The organism is Arenibacterium sp. CAU 1754 (assembly GCF_054482635.1).
The window spans coordinates 285,681-301,675 of record NZ_JBTLRG010000003.1 but is presented as its reverse complement, the minus strand read 5'-3'; the positions used below and the strand labels follow the sequence as shown (position 1 = coordinate 301,675).

Annotated in this window: 15 protein-coding genes; 6 read left to right on the top strand and 9 right to left on the bottom strand. The window is 59.6% G+C overall.

Going from position 1 to position 15,995, the window contains the following annotated elements:
* The first annotated feature begins 4 nt into the window (after positions 1-4).
* Both hpf and ACXYMO_RS14150 read left to right on the top strand, forming a co-directional pair.
* Positions 5-580, top strand: a complete 576-nt coding sequence (gene hpf, locus ACXYMO_RS14155; RefSeq protein WP_458879369.1) for a ribosome hibernation-promoting factor, HPF/YfiA family — start codon at positions 5-7, stop codon at positions 578-580.
* A 45-nt stretch (positions 581-625) separates the two neighbouring features.
* The gene (locus tag ACXYMO_RS14150; RefSeq protein ID WP_458879368.1) at positions 626-1,090 is read left to right on the top strand and encodes a PTS sugar transporter subunit IIA; all 465 of its coding nucleotides are present in this window, start codon (positions 626-628) and stop codon (positions 1,088-1,090) included.
* Here ACXYMO_RS14150 and ACXYMO_RS14145 read toward each other — a convergent pair.
* From ACXYMO_RS14145 to cysQ, 8 genes are all read right to left on the bottom strand, one after another.
* Positions 1,078-2,526, bottom strand: a complete 1,449-nt coding sequence (locus tag ACXYMO_RS14145; RefSeq protein ID WP_458879367.1) for a nodulation protein NodH — start codon at positions 2,524-2,526, stop codon at positions 1,078-1,080. The genes ACXYMO_RS14150 and ACXYMO_RS14145 overlap by 13 nt on opposite strands.
* Before the next feature lie 6 nt (positions 2,527-2,532).
* A complete protein-coding gene (locus tag ACXYMO_RS14140; protein WP_458879478.1) occupies positions 2,533-4,212 on the bottom strand; it encodes a DUF5927 domain-containing protein in 1,680 nt (559 codons plus the stop codon).
* A gap of 37 nt (positions 4,213-4,249) precedes the next feature.
* Positions 4,250-5,236, bottom strand: a complete 987-nt coding sequence (locus tag ACXYMO_RS14135; RefSeq protein ID WP_458879366.1) for a glycosyltransferase family 2 protein — start codon at positions 5,234-5,236, stop codon at positions 4,250-4,252.
* 224 nt (positions 5,237-5,460) lie between these two features.
* On the bottom strand, positions 5,461-6,360 hold the full coding sequence (locus tag ACXYMO_RS14130) for a glycosyltransferase family 2 protein (protein ID WP_458879365.1): 900 nt from the start codon (positions 6,358-6,360) through the stop codon (positions 5,461-5,463).
* Between the two features lie 150 nt (positions 6,361-6,510).
* Positions 6,511-7,494, bottom strand: coding sequence for a UDP-glucose 4-epimerase GalE (gene galE / locus ACXYMO_RS14125; protein ID WP_458879364.1), 984 nt, complete (start codon positions 7,492-7,494; stop codon positions 6,511-6,513).
* 22 nt (positions 7,495-7,516) lie between these two features.
* Positions 7,517-8,410: a UTP--glucose-1-phosphate uridylyltransferase GalU gene (gene galU / locus ACXYMO_RS14120; protein ID WP_458879363.1), complete on the bottom strand. Its 894-nt coding sequence runs from the start codon at positions 8,408-8,410 to the stop codon at positions 7,517-7,519.
* Between the two features lie 207 nt (positions 8,411-8,617).
* Positions 8,618-9,418, bottom strand: coding sequence for a 3-deoxy-manno-octulosonate cytidylyltransferase (locus ACXYMO_RS14115; RefSeq protein ID WP_458879362.1), 801 nt, complete (start codon positions 9,416-9,418; stop codon positions 8,618-8,620).
* Positions 9,418-10,215 carry a 3'(2'),5'-bisphosphate nucleotidase CysQ gene (gene cysQ / locus ACXYMO_RS14110; RefSeq protein ID WP_458879361.1) on the bottom strand — a complete coding sequence of 266 codons (798 nt, stop codon included), beginning with the start codon at positions 10,213-10,215 and terminating at the stop codon, positions 9,418-9,420. The genes ACXYMO_RS14115 and cysQ overlap by 1 nt, the downstream gene beginning before the upstream one ends.
* A gap of 120 nt (positions 10,216-10,335) precedes the next feature.
* Between cysQ and ACXYMO_RS14105 the strand changes: the two genes are divergently transcribed.
* Positions 10,336-11,157 (top strand): ABC transporter permease, encoded by an 822-nt coding sequence (locus ACXYMO_RS14105; protein WP_458879360.1) that lies wholly within the window; start codon positions 10,336-10,338, stop codon positions 11,155-11,157.
* A gap of 2 nt (positions 11,158-11,159) precedes the next feature.
* On the opposite strand, the gene ACXYMO_RS14100 is transcribed toward ACXYMO_RS14105, so the two are convergent.
* Positions 11,160-11,762: an alpha-ketoglutarate-dependent dioxygenase AlkB family protein gene (locus ACXYMO_RS14100; RefSeq protein ID WP_458879358.1), complete on the bottom strand. Its 603-nt coding sequence runs from the start codon at positions 11,760-11,762 to the stop codon at positions 11,160-11,162.
* 216 nt (positions 11,763-11,978) lie between these two features.
* Between ACXYMO_RS14100 and dnaK the strand changes: the two genes are divergently transcribed.
* The 3 genes from dnaK to radC all read left to right on the top strand — a co-directional run bounded on the left by dnaK (position 11,979) and on the right by radC (position 15,990).
* Positions 11,979-13,886, top strand: coding sequence for a molecular chaperone DnaK (gene dnaK, locus ACXYMO_RS14095; RefSeq protein ID WP_458879357.1), 1,908 nt, complete (start codon positions 11,979-11,981; stop codon positions 13,884-13,886).
* Positions 13,887-13,962: 76 nt separating this feature from the next.
* A complete protein-coding gene (dnaJ, locus tag ACXYMO_RS14090) occupies positions 13,963-15,114 on the top strand; it encodes a molecular chaperone DnaJ (RefSeq protein ID WP_458879356.1) in 1,152 nt (383 codons plus the stop codon).
* Between the two features lie 114 nt (positions 15,115-15,228).
* Positions 15,229-15,990 carry a RadC family protein gene (radC, locus tag ACXYMO_RS14085; protein ID WP_458879355.1) on the top strand — a complete coding sequence of 254 codons (762 nt, stop codon included), beginning with the start codon at positions 15,229-15,231 and terminating at the stop codon, positions 15,988-15,990.
* Positions 15,991-15,995: the final 5 nt, after the last annotated feature.

Sequence of the window (15,995 nt, the reverse complement as noted above, 5' to 3'; positions counted from 1 at the left end):
ATCCATGCGTTATCAAATCAGTGGCAAGCAAATCGACATTGGCGAAGCCCTTCAAACACATGTTCAGAACGAGCTGAACTCGGTCGTTCAGAAATATGCCGAGCGGCCCACTGACGCCAATGTCATTTTTTCCAAGTCGGCCCATGAATACGTGTGCGAAGCGACAATTCACCTTTCAACCGGGTTGAATGCCACCGCCAAGGCGCATGCCACTGAAATCTATGCAGCTTTCGAGGCTTGCGCCGAAAAAATGGAAAAGCAGCTGCGCCGTTACAAACGCCGGCTCAAGGACCACCACCGCGAGCGGTCGGAACCGGTTGAACTTTTTGGCGCATCCTCCTATATCCTCGCCTCGGAAGAGCAGGCGGAAAGCGCTGAGCCGGAATCACTTCAGCCAATCATCGTTGCTGAAATGGAGACGCAGATACCCTCGTTATCTGTCGGAGAAGCCGTGATGCAGATGGAACTGGCCGGTGCGCCAGTCCTGGTTTTCCAGAACGAAGGCAAAAAAGGGCTGAACGTGGTCTACCGTCGTGACGATGGCAACATCGGTTGGATCGACCCGCGCAGCCAGGACTAAACCTGCGTGCCCAAACAGGGGCGCCAACAGGCGGAGCACAGAAATATGGAGCTTTCGAGCATCCTGAAACCCGACGCGGTGAAAGTATTTTCCGCAGCCTCGAGCAAGAAGCGGCTGTTCCAGGAAATCGGTGACATTGCGTTCTCTGCCTATGGTCTTGGCGCCTCTACCACCGTCGAAGCACTGCTTGAGCGCGAAAGCCTGGGACCAACAGGTGTGGGACATGGCGTTGCCCTGCCCCACGCGCGTCTGGCCGATCTCGACAAGGTCGTTGGCATCTTTGTCCTGTTGGAAAAGCCGATTGATTTTGGCTCGGTCGACCGTCAGCAGGTCGATATCGCCTTTGCCCTCTTTGCCCCAGAAGAGGCTGGTGTCGAACATCTCAAGGCGCTGGCGCTGGTGTCGCGCACCCTGCGCGATTCGACCCTGTGTTCGAAACTGCGCGCCAATCCCAACCCCGCGACACTTTACGCCATCCTGACCGAGGCCCAGTCGGTTCAAGCGGCCTGATCGCCCTCGGGTCGCCACGGGCGAAATCCGAACATCATGTAATCGCGGTTGTAGACATCCGCGATGATCTCTTCCAACGCGTCATCGTAAATATTCGAAAGTTGGAACGGCGTGTCCTGGAATGACGCCGCATAAGGTGCTGGATCGGGATGACCGACCGAACGGGCCAGCCGATCGAGGGCATCGGGCAATTCCTCTTCGCGCAACACGTGATCCGGCAGGGAAAAGTCGCTGAATCCACTCAGGGTCTGAGATTGGGTTGCCCATTCACCGTCCACCCGAACGGCCGTCTGGCCCGCGAGATTCGCCTTGAGAAAGGCGAGAAAACCTTCAAACCCCTCGCGGTGATCGGCCAATGAATAAGACGCATCCGGCCCGTTTTTGGGGATCGGCAATTTGAACTGCGTCCGCAGAGTTTCGCGGATTTTGCCATAGCTGCCGCCAGAAGTGGACAGGATCCGCCTGCAAAAGACCCAATGCACCCGCGCGGCCGGGTGGCGCAACACGCAGAACCCCCGGTGCCCCGGCATGGCGCGTTTCCACTGGCGCAGTTGTTTCTGGTTCAGCTTGCTGTGCAACTCATCGACCGCCACGCCATCCAGCGCCGCCAGCCATTCGGTCACCGCCTGTTCCGGCCCGCCCTTGAGCGGCATGAACAACAATGGCGTTTTGACCGCCGCGACATAGCTTGGCACCGCCGGACCGCGGCGCGGTTCGAAATTTGGCGTGCGGGTCAGGTTGAACCGGTCAAGATCGGCAAGCGCCTGCGCCATCTCATCCGGGTTGGACACCTTTGAGATCACCGGGCTGGGGTTCTGGGGTTTCAGGCTTTTGTCCAGCGCCTCCAACCGGCTGTCCACGCCCAGCCATTTCGCCAGGCCGTTCATGACGGCAAGGTCCTGCAAATCCTCATAGGCCACGTAAAACGGGGTCTGGCCGGTCACCTGCAAGCGGTTCAGAAGGGTCAACTGAAAGCTCTGCAATGTGGCCACGTGGTCGGCAAATTCGTCTGCATAAAACTCGGCCTGCGCCTCTTTGCGGCGTTTGACATCGGTCAGTTTCCATTGCCCCGTTGCCTTGGCAATTTTCCACGACACATAGCTGTCCAGCGGGTTGCGCGTGAGAATGATCTTGGCACAACGCGGATCGTCCAGAGCAATGTCCAGAACACGGGCATCGTGATCGTGGAAATACCGAAATCCGCCAAGACATCCCTTTTGGCCGCTGATCGTGCGGATCAACCCCGCCGGGTCGGCATCGCGCATCGTCTGGGTAACCCCCAGAATTTCGGTCTTGTTCGGGTAGCCGATGAAATGCGGGTTGAACGCCTCGCCATGACACGTCACGCCGTCAAGCGCGTTGAGATTGGTCTCAAGAAAATTGGACCCGGTGCGCATTTCGGCAAAGACGATGAAATAGTCGAACGACCCGGTCATTCAGGGTTACCGGACTAGATAGGGTTTGCGCGGCGGTTTGGGCACGTTCACCTGGGTTTGCTCGACCGGGAAATCCCCCATCAGATAGGGGTGCATCCCCTGGTTCTTGAGGTTCTGCAGGAACTGACCAAAGCCCTTGAGATCAACCATTTTGGGCGCTTCGCTCAGCCGGCGGTGGTTCACCGGGCCGATTTCGTCGATCACGGCCTGCAAAGGCTCCATCGGGGATTCGATGAACTCTGCCATGGTCCAGATGCGGATACGCGCATTGGCATGGGTCGAGCGCAAAACTTTCAAATGCTCGCTTTCGATCCGCTGCAGCACCGCTGCCTCTTTGCGCAGATCGGCAAAGTTGCGGTTCGACCGGAACAGCGGCACCGCCCAGGCGCCCGATATAACCGACACCTGCGCATTCGGGTCGCGCGCAATCAGCCAGTTGACCTTTTGATTGTCCGCCGGTCCGAATTGAAAACACTGACGCTCGCCACGGGTGTTCCAGATCAGGCTGGTCAGGAAGAAGTCGGGCGCATAATCGCGCTTTTCCGCGCTGTCGGACAGCGCGCCGTTGATCAGGGTCTGCCCGCCCGCAAACTCGGCCCGGTCGGGCGCAAACAGATGGCCATGCACCCGCGCGCCGGTGGCCTTGGACAGCCAGGTTTCAAAATCGTCAAACAGTTCGGTGAACCCCTGAAACACGGAATAGGGGTTCGATGTGATCCCGTTTTCATATCCCTGCCGCGGCATCCGGCTTTGCATGTAAAGACCGGGACGGCCCCGTGTGCGCCGCTCGACCGCCTTGGCGAAAATGCGGTCGATCTTGCCGGGGTTCGGTTCCGTCTTTTTCATCGCGCCGGCGCTGTCGGTCAGGAAAGACTGGTACAACCGTTCGGCGCGGGGCCAGATCTTGCGCGCCACGAAACAGTCGGACCGGCGCAGCAATTGCAGGTGATCGTCGTAGAAAATATGCGGCTTGCCCTGAAAATCGAATTTCGACAGGGTCAGCGACCGGCTTTCGATACTGCCCGAATACTTGCGCGCCAGTGTCTGGAAATAGCTTTCGTCCGGGATCCAGACCTGTTGGAAATACCTGTCGTAAGCCGGGCGGTCCGGATCTTCGAGAATGGCCGACAGGGTCTGGCGCGTCAGGCACCACCACTGGCTGCCCATATGCGGCACCAACCCGGCGGGAATTTTGCGCTTGAACCGCAGCTTGCGCTGCAAATCGACGTATTTGTCGAACAGATAGCGCCGCTTTTTCCACGAGAACGGGAACCGCAGGGTGAACCGTTCGTGGTCCAGCCCGCCAACCGTCCACGGCACATCGGCGGTTGTTGCGCTTTCGATGAAATCGGTGCGCGGGCGGGCGGCCAGATATTCGACCAGTTCATGCACCGGACGCAGAGGCAGGCACGCCCCCGACGCAAGATAGACGTGCCGCACGGCCGGAAAGGTCTTGAGCATCAGTTCCGCGGCGGATTGCGACGCCGCCACGATGCCCCACGTGCCCCATTCGCATCTGTGGCGTTTGCTGAACCTGATGTTCGGATCATCTGCGAGGGACCGGGAAAACGCCTGATAAGAGCGGGTCGGCACGGCCTGGTCGACATGGATCACCACCGGGCAGCCCGAGGCCGTCCAGTGCCGGGCCACCTGTTCGGCCCGATCCAGCGCGGTATGCACCAGCATGACGATCCCGACCGTCACTCGACCCTCCCCATCCCGTTCATGCCCAGTTCCCCTTGGACATTAACCCAAGAATCTCAAGTTGGCGCCAGTTGATGTATTTTTCGGACCATTTGCACCAAAGGTCCGGATCCTCCTGTACCTTTTCCGCATAGGCCTTGTATTCCACCGACTCGGAATAGTGCTGTTTCCGGTCAAGTTCTTCGCTGGCCTTGGCCGAAAACGTATCAAGAAACTTGGCATGCAGCAGAACGCCCGACGCCTTTTCCCCACCCCATTCATCATAAACCTGGTTCAACCCGCGCGGCAAAAGGATGTGGGTCGAACTGACATAGGCATAACGCCGATCCCATTTCACCAGAGGTATCTTGTTCAGGGCGGGCGCCTTTTCCGGCATGTCGGCAAAAAACACCCGGCTGCGCGGCCCCCCCTGGATCCAGAGGTTTCCATAGGTCTTGTTGCGTTTGATCGTGTAGTTGCCCGAATCGAACCACGACGCAATTTCCATCGGGTTCCGACCGGCCTGATAGGGCTCTGCATTCAACCGCCCCTTGGGATAGACATCCAGCAACATGGAACTGAAGCTGCGGATCGACGAATTGTCGAGCCAGTCGGTCAGCGCCGGGAGCGGGCGCGTATCACAGAACGGGTAGACGAAAAACTCATCCGGATCGACGACCAGCGTCCAGTGTCCATGCGCGTATTTGCGGCACAGCCAGTTGACCCAATCCACGCCATAGGCGGCCTTTTTATAGCTGGCCTTGGTGGACCAGACAGACACGTCCTGCTGACCTGCCAGATACTCCAGTGTGCCATCGGTGCTGTCGTTGTCGATGAACAGGAAATGGTTGATCCCCATGTCGCGGTAGTAGGACAGGAAATACGGCAGGCGCACATGTTCGTTCCGCATGGTGCACACCAGCAGGAGGTCGCGCGGGCGGATCGACTTTGTAAAGTCCTGGAACACCTTCAGCTCAAGGGATTTTCGCGCAGCCCGATACAGGCGTCGCCTACGCCTGACCCGCATACGGTAAGAATCCCAAAGGCCCACGTTTCAGTACATCCCCAGTTTGCGTGCAATGTCCGGTTGACCGTGCGTCGCCTGGTGTGCGGAACACTCAGAAACGGCAACCGATTGTCGCTCATTTAGAAATTCAATGAATTTATATTTGGTTACAAGGGGTATAGTCGCTGATTCAGCGTCATATGTGACGCGTTGTGACATTGGTGCGCGGATTGAATCCGGTTTTCCTACCACCCGCCGTCCGACATCAGGCCCAGGTCTACCAGTTGGCGCCACCCGCCCAGCCTGACGGAGCCGTCGAACCACAGGTCCGGTTGGCGCGCGATATCCTGGTAATAGGTCTGAAACTGGTCGGGATGATGAAAATGCTGTCCGCGCTGTTTTTCCTCGGTGGTGCGGTCGAGAATGTCGGGGATGAATTTCGTGTGCAGCAACACGGCCGACGGTTCATCCCGGCCCGGCCCCGAATAGGCAAAGTTGAACCGGGACGGCAGAACCGAGTGGCAGGAATTCACAAACGCAAACCGCCTGTTCCATCGCATCAGCGGCAGCTTGTTCAAGGTCGGCGATCGGCGCGGATCGTCGGTAAAGAAAATCCGTTCGCGCGCCCCACCCTGCACCCAGAGGTTCTGCATCGGCATCTGGCGTTGCGACCGGTACGGCCCATTGTCGAACCAGCACAAGATTTTGCGCGGGTCTTCGCCCGGCGACATTTCCTGAGTGCCCAATGGCCCCTTCGGGTAGAGATCCAGCATCAGCGCGCCAAGGAACCGCCGGTTCTGGCTGTCCAGCCAGGCGGTCAGATCGGTGATTGACCGGCTGTCGCAATGGGCAAAAACAAAAAGCTCGTCCGCGTCCAGCATGAGGCACCACCGGTTGTGGCAATAGCGCATCTGCAACCAGGTGACCCAATCCAGCCCGAACCGCGCCGCCCGGTAACTGGCCGGGGTTTCCCACAGCGATACATCCGGCTGCCGGGCCAGAAACGCACCGGTGCCATCGGTACTTGCGTTGTCGATCACAAGAAAATGGCGGATGCCAAGGCCCCGGTGATAGTCGAGGAAAAAGGGAAGGCGGTGCAGTTCATTATGCACCACCATGACCGCGACAACCGAATCCCTGGTCATTTCCCCCGTCCGGTCGATGACTGACGACAACTGCCTGCGGCTGCGAAACGACCGCCACAACATGCGCCAGCGTTTCAAATACAGAAGATAGGCCGCGAAGAACCCGGGGAACGTGTAGGCGTCTGGGGATGAACGCTCCATCAGACAGGATCAGCCGTCATAGTGACCGGTCTGGTGCCATTTCCAGGCGTCCGCGATCATCTGATCCAACGTTGATCGCGTGGGTGTCCAGCCCAGTTCGTCATGCGCACGCACGGATCCCGACACAAGCCGCGTACAATCCCCCGCGCGGCGCGGGCCCGTTGTGACAGGCACTTCGCGGTTGGTGACGACACGCGCGTGATCGATCACCTCGCGGACCGAAAACCCGGTGCCGGTGCCCAGGTTGAAGACCCGGTTGCCCTTGCCCTCGGCCAGCCATCTCAGGCCCAGAACATGGGCATCCACCAGATCGCAGACATGCACATAATCGCGGACGCAGGTGCCGTCCGGCGTTTCGTAATCGGTGCCGAAAATCGTCAGCGCAGCCCGCTTGCCATCAATGGCATCCAGCAGAAGGGGCACCAGGTGCGTTTCGGGTTGATGAAACTCGCCAACTTCGGCGTCGGGGTCTGCGCCCGCCACATTGAAATATCGGAAAATCACGTGGTTCAGACCGTCCGATGCGCCAAAGTCGCGCAGGATTTGTTCGATCGCCTGTTTCGAGCCGCCATAGGCGTTCAGCGGCTCCTGTGCCGTGTCTTCGTCCAGCACCACGTTGTCATGTTCACCATAGGTGGCACAGGTCGATGAAAATACGAAATCGAGACATCCGGCGGCCACCGCGGCCTCGATCAGGGTCAACGACCCCAAGACGTTGTTGCGCCAGTAAAGACCGGGATGCAGCATCGCCTCGCCCACCTGGCTCAGCGCGGCGAAATGCATCACGGCAACGGGTTTGTAGGTTTCGAAAACCTGATCCAGCCGGGCCCGGTCGGTCAGGTCGCCCTGTTCGAAGGGGCCGAATTTCACGGCATCTTTCCAGCCGGTGACGAGATTATCAAAGGTGACCGGAATATACCCCGCCGCCTTCAACGCCTTGCACGCGTGTGATCCGATATACCCGGCACCGCCGGTTACCAAGACATGCGTCAAATCCAGCCCCCCGGAACGCTGATCACTCAGCGGCTTTGTCGAGCTGTACGACTTCTTTCAGGTACCGGCTCAGGTCGTCGTGCAGGTCATCGCGCGCAAGCGCGAAGGCGACGGTCGCCTGCAGGAACCCGGCCTTGGATCCGCAATCGAACCGTTGGCCGCGGAACCGGTATCCGTAGACCGTGTTCTTGGTGCCAATGTCCTGCGCGATCGCGTCGGTCAGTTGGATTTCACCGCCTGCACCGGACTTCATCTTGTTCAGGTTGTTAAGAACCGACGGGCTGAGGATATAGCGCCCGATCACCGCCAGGTTCGAGGGCGCCTCTTCGGCCTTGGGCTTTTCGACCATCCCCTTGACGGACACGATCGATCCCATGTCTTCCTCGACGTCCAGCACACCATAGGACGATGCCTGTTCGGGCGGGACCTCCATCGCGGCAACCATGTTGCCGCCGGTTTCCTCATAGGCCTCGACCATCTGCTGCAAACACGGTTTTTCAGCCGCGATCACGTCGTCCGGCAGCATCACGGCAAAAGGTTCGTTTCCGATCAGGCGACGGGCACACCACACCGCGTGGCCAAGGCCCAGCGCCTTGTGCTGGCGGATATAGGCAATCGCACCGCTGTCCATGTTGGTGGATTTGAGAATCTCCAACAGCTCGGTTTTGCCCTTCTTGCGCAATTCCTGTTCCAGAACCGGCGAATGGTCAAAATAGTCCTCAAGGGCGCTTTTACCGCGCGAGGTGACAAAGATGAATTCCTTGATGCCGGCGGCCCGGGCCTCGTCGATGGCATATTGCACCAACGGGCGGTCAACCAGCGTCATGATCTCTTTCGGCACCGATTTGGTCGCCGGAAGGAACCGCGTCCCCAATCCTGCGACCGGAAATATTGCCTTGGTTACTTTCTTGCCCATGTCACTCCTCAGTTCTTTCCGACCATTCAACTCGTAACGCAAATTCCGTGATACACACTGCCGCAGCAATTATCACGCCCCCCACACACCCAGATAATGTGTTTTTTGTGTCTAGCTGTCTTTCATTAGGGGGAAATTGACAATAGGCCGCAGCATTTTTGGTCATTTCGCCCCATCTCGGCGGGAAACGGCACATGCCGCGCAACCTCAGTCGATTCCCATCTCGGCCATCATCGCTTCCAGCTTGGGAACATCTTCGGGGTTGTTCAGTTCCCAGAACTGACGCCCGCGCGACTGAACCTCGACACACTGGACCCGGCGGCCGTTTTCCATGAACCGCAGCTGTTCCAACCCCTCGTTTTGCTCCAGCGGACCGGCGGGCCAGCCGGGATAGGCCGCAAGGGCATCCGGACGATAAGCATAGACACCGACATGGTGGAACACCGGTGTCGGCGCCTCGCCGTCATAGGGTTTGGCCGTGAACGGGATGACTTCTTTCGAGAAATAGAGCGCCCCGCCATCGGCCGCGAAAACGGCGGTGGTCCCGCCGACACGCCCGGCGCGGCGGTCGTCTTTCAGACCTTCCAGCATCTCACCGTCACATCGCAGAACCGGCGTGGCTACGCCGGCGTCCGGTGCCGCGCGCAACCCGGCCACCAGATCCTCGACGAACCAATGGGGCGTCAACGGTGCATCACCCTGAAGGTTGACGACAATCTCGTACCCGCCACCCAGCGCTTCATGCGCCTCGGCACAGCGTTCGGTGCCGTTCACGCATGTGTCCGATGTCATGACAACCTCGGCGCCGAACGCCTCGGCCGCTGTGCGAATGCGGTCGTCATCGGTTGCCACGACGACTCGGTCGACACCGCCCACGGATGCCGCCGCCAGCCAGGACCGCTCGATCAGACTGCGCTTGACGCCGCTGGCCCCGGTCAGGGGCACCAGCGGTTTGCCCGGATAGCGGACCGAGGGATAGCGCGCCGGGATGACGATCAGAACCGACATCAGGCGTCTTTCAGGTCAACATCGGGCGCATAGGCGATGAAGAACGGGTTGGCGTACCCGTCCTTGCCATAGGTCAGCGGGCTGTGATCGTCAAAGCGAACCACCTTGCCCCCAGCGCCGTTCAACACGGCATGCCCGGCGGCAGTATCCCATTCCATCGTGCGCCCGACACGCGGATAGAGATCCGCCTCGCCCGTGGCGATCAGACAGAATTTCAGTGACGATCCGGCGCTCTTCATGTCCTTCACGGCATATTTGTTGATGTAGTCGTCCGTGGCCTGATCGCGGTGAGATTTGCTGGCCACGACCATCAGGGCGCTGTTGTCGGATTTTGCCACGTTGATCGGAGTCGTCTCACCGATCTGATCCGGCTGGAACGCGCCGGTTTCCTCGACCGACCGACCGTCAGCGAGGGTAAAGAACATCCGGTTCTTTGCCGGGGCATAGACCACCCCACGCGTCGGCACGCCCTTTTCGACCAAGGCGATATTCACCGTGAAATCCCCCCGGCGGTGGATGAATTCCTTGGTGCCATCCAGCGGGTCGACAATCAGGAAGGTGTCTCCCGTGGTGTCATGCGAGTCGGCCTGTTCCTCGGTCACAAGCATCACGTCGGGAAATGCGGCGCGCAGCCCGGCGGAAATCAGGGCATCCGCCGCCTCGTCCGCCTCGGTGACGGGGCTGTCGTCCGATTTCACCTTCACGTCGAAATCGTCGGAGTTATAGATCTCCATGATCTTTTCGCCGGCCTCGATGGCCAGCTTACGGATTACGGGCACCAGGGTATCATAGTTCACGAGAAAGCTCCGCCTTGTGGTGATTTGTTGAATATTCACTTGTTGCCCCTTATGCTGCGCCAGCTACGGAACGGCAAGAATTCCGTGCCGGACCGTTCAGCGTCACAGGATCACAGGCAGATGTTTCAACATCGGGTAAAGCGGACACCACTGGCGAATGCCATAACCACGTTCGAGCTGATCTATCACTCGATCGTGCGGAGCGTGCGCAAATCCCACAACAACGCCTTCATCGCGCTGGCCATGAACATGGTGCAGGCCGTCCTGTTCGTGACGATCTTTTATGTCATGTTCTCGGTGCTGAAACTGCGCGGGTCGGCCGTGCGCGGCGATTTCCTGCTGTATGTGATGTCGGGCATTTTCCTGTTCATGTGCCATATCAAGGCCGTGTCGGCGGTTTCCAGCGCCGAGGGCGCGAACAGCCCGATGATGCAACACGCGCCGATGAACACGGCAATTTCGATCACCGCCGCCGCGTTGGGGACGCTTTATATTCAAGTCCTGTCAATGGTGCTGATCCTGTTCATGTACCACACGATTTTCACACCGATCTACATTGATCAGCCCGTCGCCGCCTTTGGCATGGTGCTGCTCAGCTGGTTTACCGGGTGCGCCGTGGGCCTGGTGTTTCTTGCACTCAAACCCTGGTTTCCGTCCTTCGTCGGTGTCGCATCGACGATCTATCAGCGCGCGAACATGATCGCGTCCGGCAAGATGTTCCTGGCCAATACGCTGCCCGGGTTCATGTTGCCGCTGTTCAACTGGAACCCGCTGTTTCACACGATCGACCAGTCGCGCGGCTTTGTGTTCATCAACTACAACCCGCATTTCAGCGACTGGCGATATGCGGTCTGGGTGGCCGTCGTTCTGGTCATGCTGGGCATGATGGGCGAATTCTTTACCCGCCGCCATGCCTCGGTCAGCTGGGCTGCCCGGCGTTAGGATCAGGTCACAACCCGCAGGGTCAGATTGATGCGCCCGCCTTTGGGCAAAAGCCGGGAAGAGCCGAACCTGATCCGGTCCACACCGTGATAGATCAGCCGCGCCGCGCCCCCCATCACCACCACGTCGCCCGAATTCAGCCAGACAGACTCGGTCTTGCCGCCCCGTGTCGTGTTGCCGATCCGGAACAACCCGTCATCGCCCAGGGAAACGGACACCACAGGCCAGGCGAAATCGGCCTCGTCCTTGTCCTGATGCAAACCCATGCGCGCGCCGTCACCGTAATAGTTGATCAGGCAGCACTCGGGCTGCCGGTCAAGGCCGGTCACACGCGACCAGATGTCCAGAACCGGCGCCGGAATGTCCGGCCAGTCCTGCCCTTCGGGATGCTGTGTGACATACCGATACCCGCGCCGGTCCGAATACCATCCGAACCGCCCCGCCGATGTCATCCTGACTGACATCTTTTTCCCGTAGGGCGTATCCGGGGCATAGGCGGGGGCGTCCGTCAGAACCTCGCGCAGGCGGGCAACCAGGTCTTCCTGTTCAGGACCTGAAAGGTAGGATTTCCAGATATCGACACCGCGAATATTGAGCCGGTTCAACGGGTATTCTCCAATCCTTGCCAAAGCCTTGAAAAAATCGGCACAGATTCATGAAATACGCGCCTTAACGATGGTTGCAGCGCCTTTATCGGCTCCCTATATACGCCGAGACGCCCGCTGATGGGAATGATCGGCGGGCCCACTTATCGGGGCTCGGATGCCAAAACGGGTTCAGGCCTTGGGTTATCGCCTTAAGTTATGAAGGGATCAAATAAGATGAGCAAAGTTATCGGTATCGACCTTGGGACAACCAACAGCTGTGTCGCCATCATGGACGGCAGCCAACCCCGGGTTATCGAAAACGCGGAAGGGGCCCGCACAACCCCGTCGATCGTTGCCTTTACGGACAACGAACGCCTGGTTGGGCAGCCTGCAAAACGCCAGGCCGTGACCAACCCCGACAACACGATTTTCGGCGTCAAACGCCTGATTGGCCGCCGGTTCGACGATGCGGACCTGGCCAAGGACAAGAAAAACCTGCCCTTCAACGTGATTGATGGCGGCAATGGCGACGCATGGGTCGAAGCCAAGGGCGAGAAATACTCCCCCAGCCAGATCAGCGCGTTCATCCTGGGCAAGATGAAAGAAACCGCGGAAAGCTATCTGGGCGAAGAAGTCACCCAGGCTGTCATCACGGTTCCTGCCTATTTCAACGACGCCCAGCGTCAGGCCACCAAGGACGCCGGCAAGATCGCCGGTCTGGAAGTGCTGCGGATCATCAACGAACCGACAGCCGCCGCCCTGGCCTATGGTCTCGACAAGGAAAACACCCATACCATCGCGGTCTATGACCTTGGCGGTGGTACATTCGACGTGACCATCCTGGAAATCGACGACGGCCTGTTCGAGGTCAAATCGACCAACGGCGACACCTTCCTGGGCGGTGAAGACTTTGACATGCGGATCGTCAACTATCTGGCGGACGAGTTCAAAAAGGAAAACGGCGTCGACCTGACCAAGGACAAGATGGCCCTGCAGCGTCTGAAAGAGGCGGCAGAAAAGGCCAAGATCGAACTGTCCAGCGCCAACCAGACCGAAATCAACCAGCCGTTCATCTCGATGGACCCGAACGGCGGTCAGCCGCTGCACATGGTCATGAAACTGACCCGGGCCAAGCTGGAATCGCTGGTCAGCGATCTGATCAAGTCGTCGCTGAAGCCCTGCCAGGCCGCTCTGAAAGACGCCGGTCTGTCGGCCAGTGACGTGGACGAGATCGTTCTGGTCGGTGGTATGACCCGTATGCCCCGCGTCGTCGAAGAAGTGACCAAGTTCTTCGGGAAAGAGCCGCATAAGGGTGTGAACCCGGACGAAGTTGTTGCCATGGGCGCCGCCATTCAGGCCGGTGTTCTGCAGGGCGACGTCAAGGACGTGGTTCTGCTCGACGTGACCCCGCTGTCGCTGGGTATCGAAACGCTGGGTGGCGTGTTCACCCGTCTGATCGACCGCAACACCACGATCCCGACCAAGAAGTCGCAGATTTTCTCGACTGCCGAAGACAATCAGAACGCCGTGACCATCCGGGTGTTCCAGGGTGAACGCGAAATGGCCGCCGACAACAAGATCCTCGGTCAGTTCAACCTTGAAAACATCCCGCCTGCCCCGCGCGGCATGCCCCAGATCGAAGTGACCTTTGACATCGACGCCAACGGCATCGTGTCGGTGGGCGCAATGGACAAGGGCACCGGCAAAGAGCAGAAGATCACGATCCAGGCATCGGGCGGTCTGACCGACGACGACATCGAAAAGATGGTCAAGGACGCCGAGGAGAACGCCGAGGCGGACAAGGAACGCCGCGCGCTGATCGAGGCGAAAAACCAGGCCGAAAGCCTCATCCACTCGACCGAAAAGTCGATGGAAGAGCATTCGGACAAGGTGGACCCGACCACGATCGAAGCGATCGAACTGGCCATTGCCGCGCTCAAGGACGAGCTGGAAACCGAAAATGTCGACAAGATCAAATCCGGCATCCAGAACGTCACCGAATCGGCCATGAAGCTGGGCGAAGCCATCTACAAGGCCAGCCAGGAAGAGCCGGGCGATGAACCGCAAGCCGCCGATATGGGTGGGGACGATGACATCGTCGATGCCGACTTCGAAGATCTGGACGACGATAAGCGTGCCTGAGGCATAAACCGGAACCTGAACGGGCCGGTCCGGTCTCCGGGCCGGCCCGATACGTTCCGGGAGAGAGGAATTGACGATGTCAAAACGTGATTTCTATGACGTGCTTGGCGTGTCCAAAGGCGCATCCGCCGACGAGATCAAGAAAGCCTATCGCAAGAAGGCAAAAGAACTGCACCCCGACCGCAACGCGGACAACCCCGAGGCCGAGTCGCAGTTCAAGGAAGCCAACGAAGCCTATGAAATCCTGAAAGACGCCGACAAAAAGGCTGCTTATGACCGGTTTGGTCATGCGGCATTCGAAGGCGGTATGGGCGGTGGCGGCGGACCGCGCCCCGGTCAGGGGTATGGCGGCGGCGATTTCTCATCGGCGTTTTCGGATGTATTCGACGACCTGTTCGGCGACTTCATGGGGGGCCAGCGTCAGGCCGGCGGGCGCCGCGCGGCGCGTGGCTCGGACCTGCGCTATAACCTGCGCGTCACACTGGACGAGGCCTTTTCCGGCGTTCAGAAAACCATCAACGTGCCGACGGCCGTGGCCTGTTCCGCGTGCGAAGGCACCGGGGCCGAAGGCGGCGCCGAACCCACGACCTGCCCGACCTGTTCGGGCATGGGCAAGGTCCGCGCGCAACAAGGCTTCTTTACCGTCGAACGCACCTGCCCGACCTGTTCGGGCATGGGTCAGACGATCAAGAACCCCTGTAAGGGGTGCGGCGGCGCCGGCCGGATCGAAAAGGACCGCGCCCTGAACGTCAACATTCCTGCGGGCGTGGAAACCGGCACCCGTATCCGCCTTGCCGGTGAGGGTGAGGCCGGCATGCGCGGCGGACCTCCGGGCGATCTCTATATCTTTGTCGAGGTGGCCCAGCACGACCTGTTCGAACGGGACGGTCCGAACCTCTATTGCCGCGTCCCGGTCAGCATGGCCAAGGCCGCGTTGGGTGGCGCGATCGAGGTGCCGACCATCGACGGTGGCCGTGGCCGCGTGCAGATCCCGGCAGGCAGCCAATCGGGCCGCCAGATGCGCCTGCGTGGCAAGGGCATGCCCGCCCTGCGCGGCGGTGGCCCCGGCGACATGTTCATCGAACTTGCCGTGGAAACGCCGGTCAACCTGACGTCGAAACAAAAGGAACTGCTCAAGGAATTCGAAGACCTGAGCGAGGATAACAACCCGGAAAGCAAATCGTTCTTTTCGTCGGTCAAATCCTTTTGGGACGGCATGAAGGGCTGATCCCTCCATTGCACCAGTCATGAGTAACGGGGCCGCCCTTTCCCAGGGCGGCCCCGTTACGTTTCAGGCCCATGTTAACCCGCGGTTTACCATCTTGCGTGCACTCTCGCGCTCATGACCGCTTCAAATGCCTTTGGTGAGGCCCCTCTTTCTCTCTTTGCGCCAGACGAGGCGCCTGAAACGCCGCTCGCGGCCGGGCGGTTGCCCTCGTATATCGCGGATCATCGGCAACGCCTGCGCGACCGATTCAATCAGGGCGGGGCGGCCGCGATGCCGGACTACGAATTGCTGGAACTGGTCCTGTTCCGGTCGATCCCCCGGCGCGACGTGAAACCGCTGGCGCGCGCCCTACTGGACAGGTTTGGTGATTTCAACCGCGTGCTGACCGCTGCGCCCGACCGGCTGAAAGACGTCAAAGGGGTTGGCGATGCGGTCATCACCGATCTCAAGATCATCGAGGCCGCAGCCCACCGCATGGCGCGGGCCAAGGTGATGCAGCGCCACGTGATATCCAGCTGGGACGCGATCCTGGATTATTGCCATACCACGATGGCCCACCGCGAAACCGAACAATTCCGCGTTCTGTACCTGGACCGCAAGAACACCCTGATCGCGGATGAAGAGCAGGCCAAAGGCACCGTTGATCACGTGCCGGTCTATCCGCGCGAGGTGGCAAAACGCGCGCTGGAACTGAATGCCTCGGCCCTGATCCTGGTGCACAATCACCCCTCGGGCGATCCGACTCCGTCGCAATCCGATATCGCCATGACCGACCAGATCAACACCGCCTGCATGGCGCTGGGGCTGACGCTGCATGATCACCTGATCATCGGGAAATCGCGCGAACTCAGCTTTCGCAGCGAAGGCTTGTTGTAAGCGCG

Bases quoted from the DNA above. Each gene is read 5' to 3' on its own strand.
- ACXYMO_RS14105 (WP_458879360.1), top strand. From the start codon at position 10,336: ATGTTTCAACATCGGGTAAAGCGGACACCACTGGCGAATGCCATAACC.
- ACXYMO_RS14150 (WP_458879368.1), top strand. From the start codon at position 626: ATGGAGCTTTCGAGCATCCTGAAACCCGACGCGGTGAAAGTATTTTCC.
- hpf (WP_458879369.1), top strand. From the start codon at position 5: ATGCGTTATCAAATCAGTGGCAAGCAAATCGACATTGGCGAAGCCCTT.
- dnaK (WP_458879357.1), top strand. From the start codon at position 11,979: ATGAGCAAAGTTATCGGTATCGACCTTGGGACAACCAACAGCTGTGTC.
- radC (WP_458879355.1), top strand. From the start codon at position 15,229: ATGACCGCTTCAAATGCCTTTGGTGAGGCCCCTCTTTCTCTCTTTGCG.
- ACXYMO_RS14140 (WP_458879478.1), bottom strand. From the start codon at position 4,212: ATGCTGGTGCATACCGCGCTGGATCGGGCCGAACAGGTGGCCCGGCAC.
- ACXYMO_RS14115 (WP_458879362.1), bottom strand. From the start codon at position 9,418: ATGTCGGTTCTGATCGTCATCCCGGCGCGCTATCCCTCGGTCCGCTAT.
- dnaJ (WP_458879356.1), top strand. From the start codon at position 13,963: ATGTCAAAACGTGATTTCTATGACGTGCTTGGCGTGTCCAAAGGCGCA.
- ACXYMO_RS14135 (WP_458879366.1), bottom strand. From the start codon at position 5,236: ATGCGGGTCAGGCGTAGGCGACGCCTGTATCGGGCTGCGCGAAAATCC.
- ACXYMO_RS14130 (WP_458879365.1), bottom strand. From the start codon at position 6,360: ATGACCAGGGATTCGGTTGTCGCGGTCATGGTGGTGCATAATGAACTG.
- galU (WP_458879363.1), bottom strand. From the start codon at position 8,410: ATGGGCAAGAAAGTAACCAAGGCAATATTTCCGGTCGCAGGATTGGGG.
- ACXYMO_RS14145 (WP_458879367.1), bottom strand. From the start codon at position 2,526: ATGACCGGGTCGTTCGACTATTTCATCGTCTTTGCCGAAATGCGCACC.